This is a genomic window from Epilithonimonas sp., assembly GCF_032055105.1.
Lineage (GTDB): Bacteria > Bacteroidota > Bacteroidia > Flavobacteriales > Weeksellaceae > Epilithonimonas.
Genome location: NZ_DAMBRK010000004.1, coordinates 179,922 through 197,359, shown reverse-complemented (window position 1 = coordinate 197,359; position 17,438 = coordinate 179,922). Strand labels below are relative to the sequence as shown.

Annotated in this window: 17 protein-coding genes and 1 riboswitch; of the genes, 4 read left to right on the top strand and 13 right to left on the bottom strand. The window is 34.1% G+C overall.

Features of this window, described 5'->3' with window-relative positions; translation table 11 throughout:
- Positions 1–77: 77 nt before the first annotated feature.
- The 3 genes from RTY06_RS05115 to RTY06_RS05105 all read left to right on the top strand — a co-directional run bounded on the left by RTY06_RS05115 (position 78) and on the right by RTY06_RS05105 (position 2,569).
- Positions 78–746, top strand: coding sequence for a hypothetical protein (locus tag RTY06_RS05115; RefSeq protein ID WP_312823304.1), 669 nt, complete (start codon positions 78–80; stop codon positions 744–746).
- A gap of 100 nt (positions 747–846) precedes the next feature.
- Positions 847–2,052: an FAD-binding oxidoreductase gene (locus RTY06_RS05110; protein WP_312823303.1), complete on the top strand. Its 1,206-nt coding sequence runs from the start codon at positions 847–849 to the stop codon at positions 2,050–2,052.
- Positions 2,053–2,113: 61 nt separating this feature from the next.
- A complete protein-coding gene (locus RTY06_RS05105) occupies positions 2,114–2,569 on the top strand; it encodes a YciI family protein (RefSeq protein WP_312823302.1) in 456 nt (151 codons plus the stop codon).
- Between the two features lie 49 nt (positions 2,570–2,618).
- On the opposite strand, the gene RTY06_RS05100 is transcribed toward RTY06_RS05105, so the two are convergent.
- The 13 genes from RTY06_RS05100 to RTY06_RS05040 form a co-directional block, all read right to left on the bottom strand.
- Complete coding sequence (locus RTY06_RS05100; RefSeq protein ID WP_312823301.1) at positions 2,619–3,086, bottom strand: DUF4252 domain-containing protein; 468 nt, start codon at positions 3,084–3,086, stop codon at positions 2,619–2,621.
- 62 nt (positions 3,087–3,148) lie between these two features.
- Positions 3,149–4,396, bottom strand: coding sequence for a DUF4252 domain-containing protein (locus RTY06_RS05095; protein ID WP_312823300.1), 1,248 nt, complete (start codon positions 4,394–4,396; stop codon positions 3,149–3,151).
- A gap of 149 nt (positions 4,397–4,545) precedes the next feature.
- The gene (locus RTY06_RS05090) at positions 4,546–5,283 is read right to left on the bottom strand and encodes a hypothetical protein (protein WP_312823299.1); all 738 of its coding nucleotides are present in this window, start codon (positions 5,281–5,283) and stop codon (positions 4,546–4,548) included.
- Positions 5,249–5,767 (bottom strand): sigma-70 family RNA polymerase sigma factor, encoded by a 519-nt coding sequence (locus RTY06_RS05085; RefSeq protein ID WP_312823298.1) that lies wholly within the window; start codon positions 5,765–5,767, stop codon positions 5,249–5,251. The genes RTY06_RS05090 and RTY06_RS05085 overlap by 35 nt, the downstream gene beginning before the upstream one ends.
- Before the next feature lie 402 nt (positions 5,768–6,169).
- Entirely contained in the window at positions 6,170–7,429 is a 1,260-nt protein-coding gene (locus tag RTY06_RS05080; RefSeq protein WP_312823296.1) for a serine hydrolase domain-containing protein, read from the bottom strand.
- A gap of 149 nt (positions 7,430–7,578) precedes the next feature.
- Positions 7,579–8,127 carry a hypothetical protein gene (locus RTY06_RS05075; protein ID WP_312823294.1) on the bottom strand — a complete coding sequence of 183 codons (549 nt, stop codon included), beginning with the start codon at positions 8,125–8,127 and terminating at the stop codon, positions 7,579–7,581.
- A gap of 11 nt (positions 8,128–8,138) precedes the next feature.
- Positions 8,139–8,516, bottom strand: coding sequence for a hypothetical protein (locus RTY06_RS05070; protein ID WP_312823292.1), 378 nt, complete (start codon positions 8,514–8,516; stop codon positions 8,139–8,141).
- Between the two features lie 50 nt (positions 8,517–8,566).
- On the bottom strand, positions 8,567–9,493 hold the full coding sequence (locus tag RTY06_RS05065; RefSeq protein WP_312823291.1) for a 2-hydroxyacid dehydrogenase: 927 nt from the start codon (positions 9,491–9,493) through the stop codon (positions 8,567–8,569).
- 120 nt (positions 9,494–9,613) lie between these two features.
- Positions 9,614–10,132 carry an acyl-CoA thioesterase gene (locus RTY06_RS05060; protein ID WP_312823290.1) on the bottom strand — a complete coding sequence of 173 codons (519 nt, stop codon included), beginning with the start codon at positions 10,130–10,132 and terminating at the stop codon, positions 9,614–9,616.
- Positions 10,104–10,784 carry a hypothetical protein gene (locus RTY06_RS05055; RefSeq protein WP_312823289.1) on the bottom strand — a complete coding sequence of 227 codons (681 nt, stop codon included), beginning with the start codon at positions 10,782–10,784 and terminating at the stop codon, positions 10,104–10,106. Before RTY06_RS05055 ends, RTY06_RS05060 begins: the two co-directional genes overlap by 29 nt.
- Positions 10,785–10,906: 122 nt before the next feature.
- Complete coding sequence (locus RTY06_RS05050) at positions 10,907–13,000, bottom strand: TonB-dependent receptor (protein ID WP_312823288.1); 2,094 nt, start codon at positions 12,998–13,000, stop codon at positions 10,907–10,909.
- 127 nt (positions 13,001–13,127) lie between these two features.
- Positions 13,128–13,218: riboswitch (TPP riboswitch) on the bottom strand.
- 9 nt (positions 13,219–13,227) lie between these two features.
- Positions 13,228–13,911 carry a WG repeat-containing protein gene (locus tag RTY06_RS05045; protein WP_312823287.1) on the bottom strand — a complete coding sequence of 228 codons (684 nt, stop codon included), beginning with the start codon at positions 13,909–13,911 and terminating at the stop codon, positions 13,228–13,230.
- 11 nt (positions 13,912–13,922) lie between these two features.
- On the bottom strand, positions 13,923–14,342 hold the full coding sequence (locus RTY06_RS05040) for a DUF2752 domain-containing protein (RefSeq protein ID WP_312823286.1): 420 nt from the start codon (positions 14,340–14,342) through the stop codon (positions 13,923–13,925).
- A 292-nt stretch (positions 14,343–14,634) separates the two neighbouring features.
- Here RTY06_RS05040 and RTY06_RS05035 point away from each other — a divergent pair, with 292 nt between their 5' ends.
- On the top strand, positions 14,635–17,415 hold the full coding sequence (locus tag RTY06_RS05035; protein ID WP_312823284.1) for a bifunctional aconitate hydratase 2/2-methylisocitrate dehydratase: 2,781 nt from the start codon (positions 14,635–14,637) through the stop codon (positions 17,413–17,415).
- The last annotated feature ends 23 nt before the right edge of the window (positions 17,416–17,438 follow it).

Sequence of the window (17,438 nt, the reverse complement as noted above, 5' to 3'; positions counted from 1 at the left end):
TGGCAATTATTAATTAAAACCTCAAGGAAATTCTTTGAGGTTTTTTTATTATTTTCGCGATCGAAAAAATTATCATCATGAAAAAATTAATCTTATTTTTCTCCTTTTTATTATTAATAACAAGTTGTGTCCCAAAAGTAGCGTTGTCCGCTGACTATTGGCAAAAACCAACTAAAGTCGGCATTCTAATAAACTCCAATCCTCCTACCAAATTCAAAGAAGGATCCCAAGGCCTTTTAGATATGGCGGTGACATCTGGCGACAAATACAAGGAAGCCCTAGATCTGATAGGACAAAATATTCATCCCAAAGATGAACTGACAATTATTTACTCGGACATTTTCAAGTCTAAAGGTAAAGAAGTAATCATTATTGAAGAAAAATTTGACTCTAAAACTGCAAAGAAATTTTCTGGAACAAAGGCTGAAGGTAAAAAATATTCGAGTTATGATTTCAGCGATTTGAAAGCAAAGTATGGTGTTGATGAACTTCTCTTTGTAAATGTAAATTATGGTTTTATGATTTCATACTATGGAATGATTGAAACTGGAAAGATGGCTCACGCTGCACTTGACACAAAAATCATTGATTTGAATGACCAGCATTTAATTCTTGCTAATTATAATTTCAAAAATGAAATTTTGAAAAAATGGAAGGACAATAATTATGAAAATTCAATCAAAGGTGTTAGAACAGCTTTAGATAAAGCTGAATCAGAAGAAAAGGCAATATTTGATCCTAAATAAAAAGACTTTAAAATCTCTCAAATTTGAGAGGTTTTTTTTGTTAAAAATTCAACGGTTTACTTTTTGATTAGAACAAAAAATCAAATCAAAAATGAACTATATGAAACTAAAATCTCCCGAACCATTTTGGCTGGTAAAAGATGGATTGAAACATTCTTATCCCTCACTTCGAGAAAACATTGAAATCGAAATCCTCATCATCGGAGGTGGAATCACAGGTTCTCTTCTCGCCCATCAAATGATAAAAGATGGCTACAAAACTGTTTTGGTTGACCGAAGAGAAATAGGAAATGGAAGTACAAGCGCTACAACTTCTATGTTGCAATATGAGATTGATGTTCCGCTTTTTGCACTTTCCAAAATGATTGGACGAAAAGGTGCAGAAAAATCTTATTGGGCTTGTTATAATTCGATTGATGATTTGCAGAAGGTTGCTAAAGAAGTGAAATCCGATTGTGGTTTCAAGAAAAAACAATCGCTTTATTTTGCTGCTTTCAAAAAAGATGTGGATGATTTGAAAAAGGAATTCGAAGCTAGAAAAACGGCGAAGTTTCCTGTAAAATGGCTGTCAGCAGAAGACATCAAAAAAGAATTTAAAATTGATAATACGTTTGGTGGAATCTTATCGGAACAAGGCGGAAGCATTGATGCGTTTTGTCTGGCTCACGACATTCTACATTACAATCACAAAAAAGGGTTACAAATCTTCGATAAAACCGATATTATAAAATTCGATTATAAGAAAAATGGAGTTACTGCGACCACAGAATTTGGAAATAAGATAAAAGCTAAAAAAGTGATTTTCTGCAACGGTTTCGAAAGTACCGAGATCATTAAAGACAAGTTTGTAAATCTACTTTCAACTTATGCGATTGTCGGTGAACGTCACGAGAAAAATCACAAAGAACTGAACAATCTTTTGGTTTGGAACACAGCAGAACCTTACATTTATATGCGAACAACTGATGATAATCGGATTCTGATTGGTGGTGAAGATGAAGAATTTGTAGATGCTCAAAAACGAGATTCTCTACTTTTGGACAAAGAAAAAAAACTGGTTAAAAAACTCGATAAGTATCTTCCCGAAAATAATTTCCGAACCGATTTTGTTTGGGCTGGAACTTTCGGAGAAACCAAAGATGGATTGCCTTATATCGGAGAACATCCCAATTTCCCGAGTGCTTATTTTGTTTTAGGTTTTGGAGGAAATGGCATTACATTTTCGGTCATCGGAATGCAAATGGCTTCTGATTTTCTAAAAGGTAAAAAACACGAGTTGACCAAATATTTCAGATTCCGAAGATAATAAGTTTTATGCGAATTTGAGATTTCATTTTTTATTTTAATTTTGAAAGAAACTTAAACAAATGAAATCACTATTTACAATTCTTTCTTTAATTATATTCTCATCATTCATTAATGCTCAGAATAAAGGTTTTGACCAAAAATTAGCAGACTCTCTCGGAGCTGACCAATACGGAATGAAAACTTATTATCTCGTGATTCTCAAAAAAGGAAAGACAGAAATTACAGATAAAGCCAAGAAATCAGAATTGATGAAAGGTCATATGGCGAATATTCAAAAATTGGCTGATGCAGGAAAACTGATTGTCGCGGGACCAATGGCGGAGAAAAACCCAAATGATTACAGTGGAATTTTCATTCTGGATGCGAAAACTAAAGAAGAAGCAGAAAGTTTAGTTTTGACTGACCCTTCTATAAAATCTGGAATTTTCGATGTTGAAATTTATAAATGGTATGGTTCTGCCGCACTTCCACTCTATTTGAAATCTCACGACAAAGTGACAAAAACTCATTTCTAGAAATTCTCCAAAGCACAAAAACCACTACAAAATAGTGGCTGTTGAAAAATTAATTTCTAATGATTTTGATTTGATTTTTTTCGGTCGCATTGATGATTTTTGAAACATCATCCGGTGTGAATTTCCCTTTTACATCTACAAAAATCGTTTCATCATTATCATCTCTGACTGTAATTATCATACGTTTGATGATGTCGTCTGTTTGTTTCGCATTAAGGCTTATCAGATTTCCTTGTTGCTTTACAGACATCCATTCTTCGTAGTTATTTTTGTCAAGATATTTTTGAAATTCGGCTTTGAATGGTGTTTTGGAACTTTCCACAATCAAAACTTTTACATCACTGATTTTCTTTACTAGGTCTATCACTTCCTGACTTTCTCCATCTTCTCTCAAAGCCTGCTTCACATAAGATTTCGCTAAGAAAGTAGGAACATTAATACTCACGAAAGTTGAACTTTCTTTGAATCCTGGATTATCAAAAAATCGGTGTGAACTTTTTTCTGAGAAACCATACACGACTGTAGAAAGAAACCAACAATCGTCAAAATGATAATGTATATAAATCTTAACATAATTCTTTAGTTTATCGAGTTAATAGTTGAGCCTGTTCTTTCGCTAGCAGATTTTGTCACTTTAGAAGGATTTCCTCTGTATTGTACAGACGCTGCTGATGTTGCACTTGCCGTCAAACTTTCCGTTGTATTGATTTTTACACTTGCTCCGGAAGATGCATCTACAACTGCAGATTTAGTCACGAAATCTCCTGCCGAGATAGAACTTCCGCTGCTTGCACTGTAAACTCCCGAGTCTGCTTTTCCTGATAATTTAATAGAACTTCCGCTGCTTGCTTCCAAAGCCAGAGATTTGGTTTCCAGATTCATTTTTACGCTTACACCAGAAGAAACATCCAATGCTGTGTTTGTGGAGATTTTAAAACTTCCCGAAACTTGTGAACCTGATGAACAGCTTGCCGCAAAAGTAGATTCGCTAACTGGATTGACAGCTTTGAATATAGAACCGGATTTGGTAATCAATTTTGATAATTTTGGTCCAGAAACGATGACTTTAAGACTGTTGAAATTTAAGTTTTTAACACCTTTGTTTCTAACGAAGATTTTCAAAACACCATTTTCTACTTCTGTGATAATGTATTGTTGTTTTTCAGGTTCCACTTTCACAATCACACTTTGTTTTGCACTTTGAGTGAATTCTACATCCACGCCAGAAGAGGTCTCTATGCCGTTAAATGCAGGAACATCCCTCACGCTTCCAATATTCGTTTTATCAGATTTGATCGTAGAAACCGGATTTAGAGAAGTCACATTTTTGGTTTCCTGCATCAAATTATTGACATCCTCCATAGAAATTTTACCGTCCAACATCATCAGAACAGAACTATCTTCTGACATAATATTAAGAATCAAATTATCCATTACATTGGCAGTGATATCCTGCGCCATAAACTTGATTTTAGCGTCACGATTGTTGACAGTTACCAATTCCTCATACTTCATATTTTTGAGAGAATTCGCTATTTCCTTTTCGATTTTCTTTTCATCTACAAGCGGATTATCTGATTTTGCAGATTTTTCTAGAACCAACATTTTAAGCCCATTAACTTTCCCTAAAAGTGGTTGAATCTTACTAAGCTCTTCATCATCGATTTTAAGATTATTCAACAATTTGAACATAGGTTTTGCAATCTTGATAGAGGTCACACCTTCCGTGTCCTGATACTTATCAAAGAGCTTATTGAGTTCTTCCGTCTGTCCGAAAATATTCGTCGAGAGAAGAAATAATACGATTAATAATGATATTTTTTTCATAAGTAATTTTATAATTTGTTTAAGGTCTTATGCAATCGTAAAACGATTTCATAATGATTTTAATATTTTGGTCTAAGGTCTTGCAATCGCCATTTTATTTAGTACTATTTTCAGAATATTCTTTGATAGCGATTTCAATTAATTAATATTTAAAAATTAAGAATCCTGTAAAAGTCTAATGACTGACTTTGAGCAGATTCTGCGTGATTTATGGTTTGAATAACGTTACTTGCGAAATAATTAAAAGTATCCTCTGTCACCGCAATTGCTTCCTGCTCGCTGTAAACCGGCTTTCCATTGATGATAACATAATTAGGATTGTATTCCAAATCTGAGTTTACTTTATTTAGGTTTTGATCTTTTTTAATTTCTTTTGGTTGATGATAAGCGAACTGTGCTTTTGATTCTTGATTTTCAACTGCATTTTTCTTCTCTACTTTCTGTGTTTTGGGTTGAGTATTTTGTTGAGCCAAAACTGGTTGTTGAGTTGAAGCATTTTCAATTGGAGAAACTTTTGGAGTTTCAACTTTCTTAGGAATTTCTGTATGTTTTACAATTTGAGTTTCTATATTTTCCGGATTGTTAAACATCCAAAATCCACCGATTCCCATTAATAAAACTAAACTCGCTGCCATCCAATATTGTGTATAAGATTTTCTTTTCGCAATTGGAAGCGCCACTATTTTCGGTTCTTCTTCAATATCAAGTTTTGTCGCTTTGTTTAAGAAATCCTCGAAGTTGATATCTAATTTCTCCTGTTTCTCTTCTTTTAGAAAAGAAAAATATGGATTATCGCTTTCATTTTTTAGGAACAATTCCTCTTCTGGCGTCAACTCTTCGCCTTCGAAGAATTTAGATTCCCAATCCTTGTATCTGTCGGTGTTCATACGCGTAAAGTTTGTTAATAGAATCTTTCACTTTTTGTCTGGCTCTCATCAGGTTGACTCGGACTGCATTTTCTTCCATTTCCATCATTTCCGAAATCTCCGAAATCTCATATTCCTCGACATCTTTTAAGTGAATGACCATTTTTTGTTTCTCTGGCAGTTGGTTGATAAATCCCAAAATCTGCTCTTTCATATTATTGGTTTCAATCTGATAAAGCTCCGAATTGTGTCTCGTTTGGCTTGCGAACCCAAGTTTCACTTCGTGATGTTTCAAGCGGTTCAGGCATTCGTTTTTTACACTTCGCAAAGCAAAACTTTTCAGATTTTCTACAACCATTAATTCTTCTTTTTTCTGCCAAAACTTCATCATCAAATCCATGACTACATCTTCGGCTTCGTCTGCACTCATCAAAAACTTTTTCGCAAAACGATACATCTCATCCTTGAGAATAAATACCGTTTGCTGAAAGATTTCTTGAGTCATAGATTCTGTTTAATGTTTGAGGTTAAAATTTTGTCAGTCTAAGCCTGTCGAAGACTCTCTATCAAATTTTAAAACCTTTTTAATTTCTTGGTTGTTTAAAAGTAAGACATTTTGGAATTACAAATTATTACATCAAAAATAAAAAAAAGAACTCCAACAATCGTCAAAGTCCTGATAATCAATTTATTATTTTTATAATATTTTTAAAATTCTTACGTTATGTGTTACTCAAAGTAACTAAGAATGACAAAATTGTATTTTTATGTTAAATGTTGATTTTATGTTGAATCTGCGCCCCGACTTGAGTGGAGCTCTTTTTCTTTTTTCTCAAAAAAGAAAAAAGCGGGAACCCTTCGTCAAGCTCAGGATAAACTACAGGCGGATAAAGGCGCCCAAAGTATTTTACAATTCGCCGTTTCCTGCGGACGTTGAATCACTTTCCGAAGCTCCTTTTGGATTCATTGTTTTGTTGAATTTATCTAATTCTAAAGGGAAATTTTCAAACAAACCGGACAACGACAATGCGGAATAAACTTTCCCGGAATACTTGTTCCCAATGGCTACAATGGTTACTTTGGATTTCAAAAGATGCGCAAAAACCGAATTGGTTCCGTGCCACCAGCCATTATGATAAGTGAGTTTTTCGCCGTTGTCAAATTCTTTCATTCGGAAACCAAGACCATAATTGTTAACTCCTTTTTTCTCGTTGCTGTAAGGTTCGAAGATTTTGTTTTCCAACTCTGGTTTCAGGAAATCTTTGGAATATAAGGCAATGGAAAAATTAAGCAAATCTCTCGGCGTTGTATAAACATTTTTATCGCCATAAATCAAATCCAGATTCGCCAAAGGATATAATCTATAACCGCTGTAAAACGATTGCGACACTGTAGGAATATCCTTTTTTTGGAAGATAAAGGTGTGATTCATCTTCAACGGTTTGAAAACAATCTCCTGCATGGCTTCCGGAAAAGGTGTTGCAGTCACTTTCTCGACAATCAGCGCCAACAAAGCAAAGTTGGTGTTGCAATACATAAATCCGGTGTTGGAAAGTCGCGCCAATTCTGGTTTGTATTTGATGAGCATATCCAAAACGTCCTGATTGGTAATGAAATCTTTCTTCAGTTCTTCAGGAGCTGGTTTTATACTTTGGTCAAAATGTTCATATTTTGGTAGTCCGCTTCTTTGTGACAACAGACTGAAAACCGTGATTTCTTTGTAAGGGAATTTTGGAAAGAACTTGGTCAAGTTATCTTCCATTTTCAGTTTTCCAGCTTCTACCAATTTTAAAACTGCCATTGCGGTCATCGTTTTACTGACGGATGCTACGTGAAGTGGCGTATTCGCATCAATCGGCATTTGCTTGCCTTCTCTTCCAAAACCTCTGTACTTTTCAAAGATGATTTTATCCCCTTTTGCAACAAGAATTCCACCGCTAAGGTCACCTTGTTCCCAGATTTTTTGATAATAATTGTTGATTTGAGGAAGAATTGTAGCCTCGTTGGAAAGTGTAGATTCTTGTGGTGTGAAAACTTTGGTTAAATCTACGTTGCCGTAATTGGGAAGTTTAGATTCGTAATTCTCATTGATTTGTTCTTCTTTCTTTTTACAAGAACTAATACATAACACTGCTAAACCTACCGTAATTACTTTTCTAAAATTCATTATATCCAAACTTCTTTAAGGTTCGCAAGTTAACATAAAATGAGTTTTTAGAAGTCTCTAATTTTCTTAAGAATTGTTAAATTTTGAGAAATAAAAAACCTTCCAAAATAGATTTCTGAAAGGTTTTTCGTTTTTGGTAATTATAATATTTAGAAATCATACCCAATTTTGAAACTTAAATCGGGAATTACCTGAGTAGAATATCCTTTTTTCAAAATCTTTCCAACTCCCAAACCTGCTTTGAACTCGTAATTGAAATTCTTTGCAAAATTTCTTCTAAATCCCCAAGTCGGAACAATGGAAATCGTTTCGCTCACCTGTATATCTTTTGTATTAGAAATCACAAACCACTCAGGGATATACTCTACTTTAAGAGCGACATAATTCCCTGAATTATTAGAAGTATTTTTTCCTAAATCTTTTCTTCTTTGAAAATTATAGTAGAATTTAGGCGTTAATGAAATTGCTGGTGTCAAAGCAAAACCTGTTTTACTGTACATATCGCCACCCCAAATGGAAGGATACAATTCCAATTGACTTCTGATAGAAAATTTTTCCGACAGCCCAGCTTCATTATAAAATTCTGCACCAAAAAATCCTATTTGGATTCCTGTTACAGATTTTTCTACACTTGCCTTTTCTTGAGAGAAAACCTGAATTCCTAAAAATAAGGTAGTCATTAGAATGATTTTTTTCATAGGATATAGTTTTATTTTTTTTGAATTTTAAAGTTCCCTTTTAATATCTCGTTTCCATTTTTCTTCGTCCACTGACCTGTTGAGTTTTCAAAATTTGTTATTTGTCCGTTGAAAACAAAACCACTTCTTGTGTTTGCGGAGAGCGCACCTGTAACTTGGACATATCCTAAAAACTCTTCCGTTGCAGTAGAATTATTATATTTTAAATTTCCAACAATATTGCCAGCATCAGTTATTTTAAAGGTCATTTCTCCCTTGTCACCTCCATCATAAAAACCAACATATTCTCCTTCATACTTTGAATTGGATTGCATCTGTAAATTTTCATCGGAAGTACAACAGGATAACAGAAACAATCCTAAAATTTGAATTAAGAGAAAATATTTCATTTGAGTTTTTTTGGAATTAGTTTTTGCAAAGAAAAGAAACAACAAATAATTTAAAAATCTGCAAGAATCTTATCAACGATAAATTGTGCTAATTTAATCTTGCTTTGATTGGTCCAACCTCCAATATGTGGCGTAACAATCGCTTTTTCAGAATCTAATAAATATTTCAGATCCTGATTTTCTGTTTCCAAATTTTCAAAAGAAGACTTTTCGTATTCCAAAACATCAAGACAAGCACCTAAAACTTTTCCCGACTCAATTGCTTGTACTAAAGCTTTAGTTTTTAAATTTTTCCCTCGAGCTGTGTTTACGAAATAAAAATTCTTTTCCATTTTCGAAATGAATTCTTCGTCAATCAAATAATGCGTTTCCGAAGTCAAAGGAATATGAAGACTTAAAACATCTGCTCTTTTTTGGAGTTCTTCCAAAGAGACCTGTGTTGCAAATTCATCGGAAAGATTTGGTAAAATATCGTGGAAAATAACCTCAACCCCAAAACCTGAAAGTCTTTTACCAGTCGCTTTTCCCATATTTCCGTAACCGATGATTCCGAAAGTTTTTCCTAGCAATTCATCACCACGATTTTCTTCCCGTTTCCAGATTCCGTTTTTGACTTCATTAGATGCAATAAACAATCGGTTCATTAGAATCAATAGCATCCCAACAACGTGTTCTGCAACAGAATCTCTGTTACCTTCTGGAGAATTAATTAATTTAATTCCTAAATTTTCAGCAGTTTCGATATCGATATTTTCCATTCCCGCTCCTACTCTCGCAATGAATTTGAGATGAGAAGCATTAGTCAGAAAATTTTTGTCTAATGGAATTCGGCTTCGGATAATGATTCCTTGATAATCTTTTATTTTTTCCAAGACCTCATCATAAGGGGAAGAATGGTCTTCTTCTACAACAAAACCTTTTGCTGTCAATTGTTCGGATATTAATGGATGATTTTTATCGAGTTGAAGGATTTTCATAATTTAGATATTAGACTTTAGATATTAGACTTTGGATTAATTATTTTTGACCACAGTCTGAGATGTGTAAAACTCAAAAAAAACGAGCTAAAGCCCGTTTTTTGTTTATATTATTAATAATTATTCTCCTAAGAATAACTTTTTCAGCTCTACAGAATCTGTTGGTTTCATTCTATCAGAAAGGATGAGAGATAATTCTTTTCTTCTCTTTGCAGCGGCAAATCTTTCGATTTCAACTTCGGTTTCAGGTACAATTTCCGGAATCTTGACTGGTTTTCCATTCTCGTCCACCGCAACAAATGTATAGATGCCCGAATTGGTATACACTTTTGTCTGGTTGATGGGATCATCTAACCAAACATCTACATAAACCTCCATAGATGTAGAAAAAGCTCTAGAAACTTTGGCTTCCAAAACAACAATTCCGCCTTCTGGGATAGATTTTGAAAAAGAAACGTGATTAACAGAGGCTGTTACTACTATATTGCCAGAATGTCTTGTACCTGCAATAGAAGCTGCTCTATCCATTCTTGCTAATAATTCTCCTCCAAACATATTTCCTAAGTGATTGGTCTCGTTTGGTAACACCATATTAGTCATTACTGTTAGACTATCTGATGGTTTTTTGGATTTTTGCATTCGTTGTTGTTTTTATACTATCTGTTTTTATAGAATCTTGTTTAGGAATTGTCACCGCTTTTTTCAGCTTCTCTTTTTTGACCATTGGTTTCGTTGGAATGTTAGATGACTTTCCGAAAATCAACTCCTGATTACCAAAAAGAAATAGCGCTAAAGTGCCAATAATGATAAGAGAGACAAAAGTCCAAATAACATTTTTGTTGAACGTATAATTTTCTTCTTTAGACGTTTTTTTGGATTTTAAAGTTTTGAGTTGCTGTAAATCAACTTTCTCAAAACCAAAAACATCTTCCTCGTCATCCGTTAATTTAACAACTTTGTTATCCTCATTCAATTGATATTGTCCTAGATTTTCGAGGCTTAAGAAATTGGCTGTTTGTAATATTTGAAACCATTTTGCCACTTGGTTTTTCAAATCTTTCTGAACGACGAAAAGATTAGAATTGGTTTCATCGGTAATATATTTCGCCAACTGATTATCATATACAGATGGGTTGTAATCGAAAGTAACAATTTCTTTCGGTGGAATTATAATAGAATTTTCTGCATCAATTTTAGCAGACTCTTTGGTAAGTTCGAAAACTCCAAATTCCGGAACCTCTGCTCTATTATGCTTCAGAAGATATTGATATAAAAAGTACTCAAAATTCATCGGTGCAAAACTACATAATTTTTGATGTTAAAGAAAATATAAAAGGTTGCTTTTGCAGCAACCTTAATTGTGTTTGTATATAAGGTCTATGTACAAACCTTTGATTTTAAAATCAGAAACATTTATTTCAATTTCAAAGAAACCCCAAAAAGGAAGTTAATTCCGGCTTGCGCGAAATAATATGGTCCACTAAAACCGTTATTGACATACTTGGTATCAGTAAAATTATTTAACAAGAATCTCAAAGTCACATCTTGTTTCTTGAGAGGCAATTTGTATGACATATTAAAATCAGGGACAAAATAGGCATCTAATTGATTCTCTTTATCTCCAGAATTATCCATAAATTGTTTCCCAACATATTGAGCCGTAACTCCAAGATTAAAATTCTTAAACGGTGAATATAAAACATTTCCATTCGCTAAGAAACTTGGCGAGAAAGAAATATCTGTGTTTCCAAAATTCTGAATCACACCATCATTCTCTGAATAAAAATTTTGATTTTTATTACTACTGAATGTCGCATTAGCCGAAACCTGCAAATCTTTTGTAATATTTGACAAAACACCTAATTCCAAACCAAGCCGATAACTTGTACCACTATTAGTCCTAATAAAAGCCCCAACATTATTAACTTGTCCGTTTAAAACCAATTGGTTTTTATAATACATATAATAAGCGTTCGCTGTGAAAGCAATTTTCCCGATCTGTTGTTCCCAACCCGCTTCAAAATCGTGAAGTGTTTCTGCTTTCGTATCCGGATTAGCGAAAAGGTCATCTCTATTCGGTTCTCGATGTGCATTCGCATAAGACACAAAAACTTTCCCATTTTCTAAATTAAAATTAACTCCGGCTTTTGGATTGAAAAAAGTCCATTTCTTATCAAGATCCACACCTTCATCATCACCTTGCTGAATGACTTTGGTATCATAATCAATGTTTCTCAGTTGCAAATCTCCAAAGAACTCAAATCGATTCAATTTATAAATTGCTTTTGCAAATCCGGAAACTTCATTCTTAATAGAGCGATTTCTGTAATATTCTGATTCATTAATTTCCGGAATAAAAACACCTGTAACATTTCCAAAATGTCTTCCATAATATTGATTCGCAACCGCTCCAACATTAACACTCAAATCTCCCAAGTTTCCATATAAAGTAGAAATCACACCATAAAAATCGTTATCGAGCCATTTTTTTCTAATAAAGTCAGAATATTCTTCACCATTATAGTCCGGTAAATTATATCTCGCAAAAGGGTCACCTTGTTTATAATTCTCGTAAAAACCTTTTCCTTTGGTATAATGCGCCGTTGTTTCCAATTTCCAATCGTCAGAGAATCTTTGATTCCATAATAACTGATAATGATTTTGTCTGTAATTATCCGTTTCGTTATTATAATACCCTGTGATATTTTCCCAGTTGGAATCATAAATCGCTCCAGAATAATTGAATCTCGGATTAGTTTCCCAAGTCGCTTTATCAACACCATTCCAAGCCTGGTAAGTTTTTTCTTTTCCTCCAAAAGCTAAGAATCTCAACTCCGTATTTTTCTCCTGAAACAAAGCCGAAAAATTATAAGAATGAAGTTTTGAAAAAGCTCTATCGATATAACCATCAGAATGAATGTAAGTATATCTTCCCATTACAGACAATCGGTTTTTCCAGAATTTTCCAGAGTTGACCTCAGCAGAATATTTGTAAGTATTGAAAGAACCATAAGAATCATCTGTTTTCACAGAAAATTCATCAGACGGATCTCTGGAAATCACATTCACACTCGCTCCAAAGGCAGAAACTCCATTTGAAGATGTTCCAACACCTCTTTGAATTACAATTTGTGAAGCAGAACTTGTCAAATCCGGAACATTAACAAAAAAAGTCCCTTGAGATTCGGAGTCATTATAAGGAACACCGTTCAACATCACATTGATACTTGTTCCCGACGTACCTCTAATCCTAAGCCCTGTATAACCAACGCCATTTCCTGCATCGGAAGTAGAAACTACTGACATTTGGTTTTTCAAAAGAATTGGTAAATCCTGACCTAGATTTTTGTCCGCCAAATCTTTTTCGACATTGATGATTGCTTTTGCAACCGGTGTTCTTTTGGTAAATTCAACTGCTTGGATTGATGTAACATGTGTAGAATCCTGAACAGTTTGTGAAAGATAAAATGGAGCAATGAATACCCCTAAAAAAATAAATCCTTTCATTCGTTTAAATTTTTGTTGTTAAAATTTATTGGAATAAAAGGGGCGATTATGATTATAATTGATAATCCATAATGATAAATGATTTTTTATAACGTTATTATTAATCAATTTATCGATTATCATTCATCAATTATAATGAATGTTTCCCTAAACAGCATTACCTGTTCTAGGTTCATTGGGTATAATCTCAGCTTGTGACAGCACCCCTTAAATTTCTGACGGCGAAATTACAACTTTTTCGCCAGATAAGCGTGATTATTCTTATTGACAAAAAAATAATCTTTTCCATCTGTAGAAACTTCAAAAAGATTAGCTGTTTTCCAACTTAAATTAGTTTTAATATCATTATAAACAAATGGAATAACTATTTTATTATTTTTATCTACTATCCCAAACTTATCATTTTTAACCGCTACAATCATCGGATTTTCACGATCACTTTCTAACACATACAACATCTGATATTGTGGATAGATGTCAAAATCCTTATAACCACCTAGGTCAATATCTTCTTTACTAACCAAACCATACGCACCATTTAACACAAAAGCTTTATACTTCTGCACGACATATGGCTGGGAACACTTTCCTATGTCTGTTTTTTTGTAGCGGTAAACTCTCTTCCCTTTTTTATTGATACGATACGATATATTATTTTTTTCAACCGTTGCATAATTTGCAGATCCAAAAACCCTCACGGCTTTCTTAGGAGAATTGAGAAGATTACAATCTTGGGAAAAGAACATTGCAATATGATATTCTGGTTCTATAACAATCTTTCCTTGTTGATTAATATAGCCTGACATTTGATTAATTTTTTGAGGAATCAACGCCGGCAAAGAATCGTCTTTTTCCTGAGTAAAGGCGACGCCAAAAAAGCTTACAAGAATTAAGCTAAATAGTTTTTTCATCGTGTTTGTTTTTATAAATGAGTTATAAAATCTTTATAAAAGTCTGTGTTTTTCAACAACGAAAATACGAAAACTATTATTAATACTACAAAAACAAACATTTTATTAATGATGAAACGGTCAACTCCAACTTTAAGTTTTGGATTTTTAGAAAAATTAATAAAAACTAACATCAATAAAAAAGGAATGGAAATAACAAATAACGGATTGAATTTAAACGCTTCCAAAAACCTAAAGTGCAACAATGAATGAAACGCCCTCTGTACGCCACAACCAGCACATTCATAACCTGTAATTGTTTTCAAAGGACATTTTAAGAAAAAGGAATATTTTAAAGGATCAAAAAAATAATAGACACAAATCAATATTAAAAAAAAGACAAAAACAGCGATTGCCTTTTTTCTATCTCTAAGTAATAATTTGATTTTCAAAATGATACAGTTTTAAAATTATTCTGATTTTCAAAATATAAATTAATATGATAAAAATATAAAACATAGATAAAACATATCTAATTTATTATTAATCTAAATTATTCTATTCTTAAAAACGCTTATAATTTCGTAAATTTGGGCGAATTTAGCAAGATTAAATTTTCTCTTCAAATAGAATTTTTGATTAAGTTGGATTAAAATCAAAAAAAACATTTAGTTATCAATTAGATTTAGACAATTTTTGAAATTTCAAATCTATTTTTTAAAGAATGAAAAGACGTACATTATTATGAATATTTATCAGGATTACATCCAAGAAATCGAGGAAAGAAAAACACAGGGGCTTCACCCAAAACCAATTGACAGCGCAGATTTAACAAGCGCAATCATTGAGCAAATCAAAGATACAGCGAACGAGCACAGAGCTGATTCTCTAAAATTTTTCATCTACAACACTTTGCCGGGTACTACAAGTGCTGCAGGTATAAAGTCTAAATTTTTAAAGGAAATCATTCTTGGCGAAGCTGTAGTGGCGGAAATCACTCCAACTTATGCTTTTGAATTATTGTCTCATATGAAAGGTGGACCTTCTATCGAAGTTCTTCTTGATTTGGCTTTAGGAAACGATGAAACTATTGCAAAACAAGCTGCGGAAGTTCTTAAAACTCAGGTTTTCTTGTACGATGCTGATACTGCTCGTCTGAAAGAAGCTTACGAATTGGGTAGTGCAATCGCTAAAGATATACTGGAAAGCTATGCCAAAGCAGAATTTTTCACTAAGCTGCCTAAAGTTCCAGAAGAAATTAAAGTGGTGACCTACATCGCTGCAGAGGGTGATATTTCAACAGATTTATTATCTCCGGGAAATCAGGCACACTCTCGTTCTGACCGTGAATTGCACGGAAAATGTATGATGTCTCCTGCTCAGCAGGAAGAAATAAAGGCTTTACAGGCACAACATCCTGATGCAAGCGTAATGTTGATCGCAGAAAAAGGAACAATGGGAGTTGGTTCATCCCGTATGTCTGGTGTAAACAACGTTGCACTTTGGACAGGTAAACAGGCAAGCCCTTACGTACCTTTTGTAAACATCGCTCCGATTGTTGCAGGAACTAACGGTATTTCCCCGATTTTCTTAACAACAGTTGACGTAACCGGAGGTATCGGAATCGACCTTCAAAACTGGGTTAAGAAAACAGACGAAAACGGACATCCTGTTCGTAACGAAAACGGCGACATCGTTTTAGAAGAAAAATATTCTGTTGCTACAGGAACTGTTTTAACTATCAATACAAAAGAAAAGAAATTATACAACGGAGATGTTGAATTGAAAGATATTTCAAAATCATTTACTCCGCAAAAATTAGAATTTATCAAAGCTGGTGGTTCTTACGCTATCGTTTTTGGTAAAAAAATCCAGACGTTTGCTGCTAAAACTTTAGGAATTACAGCTCCAACGGTTTTCGCTCCTTCTAAAGAAATCTCTATTGAAGGACAAGGCTTAACAGCTGTTGAAAAAATCTTCAACCGAAATGCCGTGGGTGTTACTGAAGGTAAATTATTACACGCAGGTTCTGATGTTAGAGTTGAAGTTAATATCGTTGGATCTCAGGATACGACTGGTTTAATGACTGCTCAGGAACTAGAATCTATGGCTGCAACGGTGATTTCTCCAATCGTAAACGGAGCTTATCAGTCAGGATGTCACACCGCTTCAGTTTGGGATAAAAAAGCACAGGCAAACATTCCTAAATTAATGAAATTTATGAATGATTTCGGTGTAATCACAGCTCGTGACCCGAAAGGTGAATACCACGCAATGACAGACGTTATTCACAAAGTTCTTAATGATATTACGGTTGATGAATGGGCAATCATCATCGGAGGTGACTCTCACACAAGAATGTCTAAAGGTGTAGCTTTCGGCGCTGACTCTGGAACGGTAGCTTTGGCTTTAGCAACTGGTGAGGCTTCAATGCCGATTCCTGAATCTGTAAAAGTAACTTTCAAAGGTGAAATGAAAGAGCATATGGATTTCCGTGATGTGGTTCACGCAACTCAGGCTCAGATGTTGAAGCAATTTGACGGAGAGAATGTTTTCCAAGGTAGAATTATCGAAGTTCATATTGGAACTCTTCCAGCTGACCAAGCATTTACATTTACAGACTGGACTGCAGAAATGAAAGCAAAAGCTTCAATCTGCATCTCAGAAGACGATACTTTGATTGAATCATTGGAAATTGCGAAAAGCAGAATTCAGATTATGATTGACAAAGGAATGGATAATCACAATCACGTTCTTCAAGGTTTAATTAACAAAGCAAACAAGAGAATCGAGGAAATCAGAACAGGCGATAAACCTGCTTTGACTCCAGATGATAATGCTAAATATTATGCTGAAGTTGTTGTAGACCTAGACGTAATCGTTGAACCAATGATTGCCGACCCAGACGTAAACAACGACGACGTTTCTAAAAGATATACGCACGACACGATCAGAGATCTTACCTATTACGGAGGTGAGAAAAAAGTTGACCTTGGTTTCGTAGGTTCTTGTATGGTTCACAAAGGTGACCTTAAAATTGTTTCTCAGATGTTGAGAAATCTTGAAAAGAAAAATGGTAAAGTAGAATTCCAGGCTCCATTAGTAGTTGCGGCTCCTACTTACAATATCATTGACGAATTAAAAGCTGAAGGTGACTGGGAATTATTAGAAAAATATTCAGGTTTTGAATTCAATGATGCGGCTCCAAAAGGCGAAGCTCGTACGCAATACGAAAATATGATGTACCTAGAGCGTCCAGGATGTAACCTGTGTATGGGTAACCAGGAAAAAGCTGAAAAAGGAGATACTGTTTTGGCAACTTCTACCCGTCTATTCCAAGGAAGAGTGGTTGAAGATTCTGAACGTAAAAAAGGAGAATCTTTATTGGCATCTACTCCGGTTGTTGTATTGTCTGCAATTATCGGTAGAATCCCAAGTATTGAAGAGTACAAAACAGCTGTTGAAGGTATTGATTTGACGACTTTTGTACCTTCTATTAAAGAATTGGTAACGGTTGGTCATTAATTGATTTTAAACTAAAGTCTTAG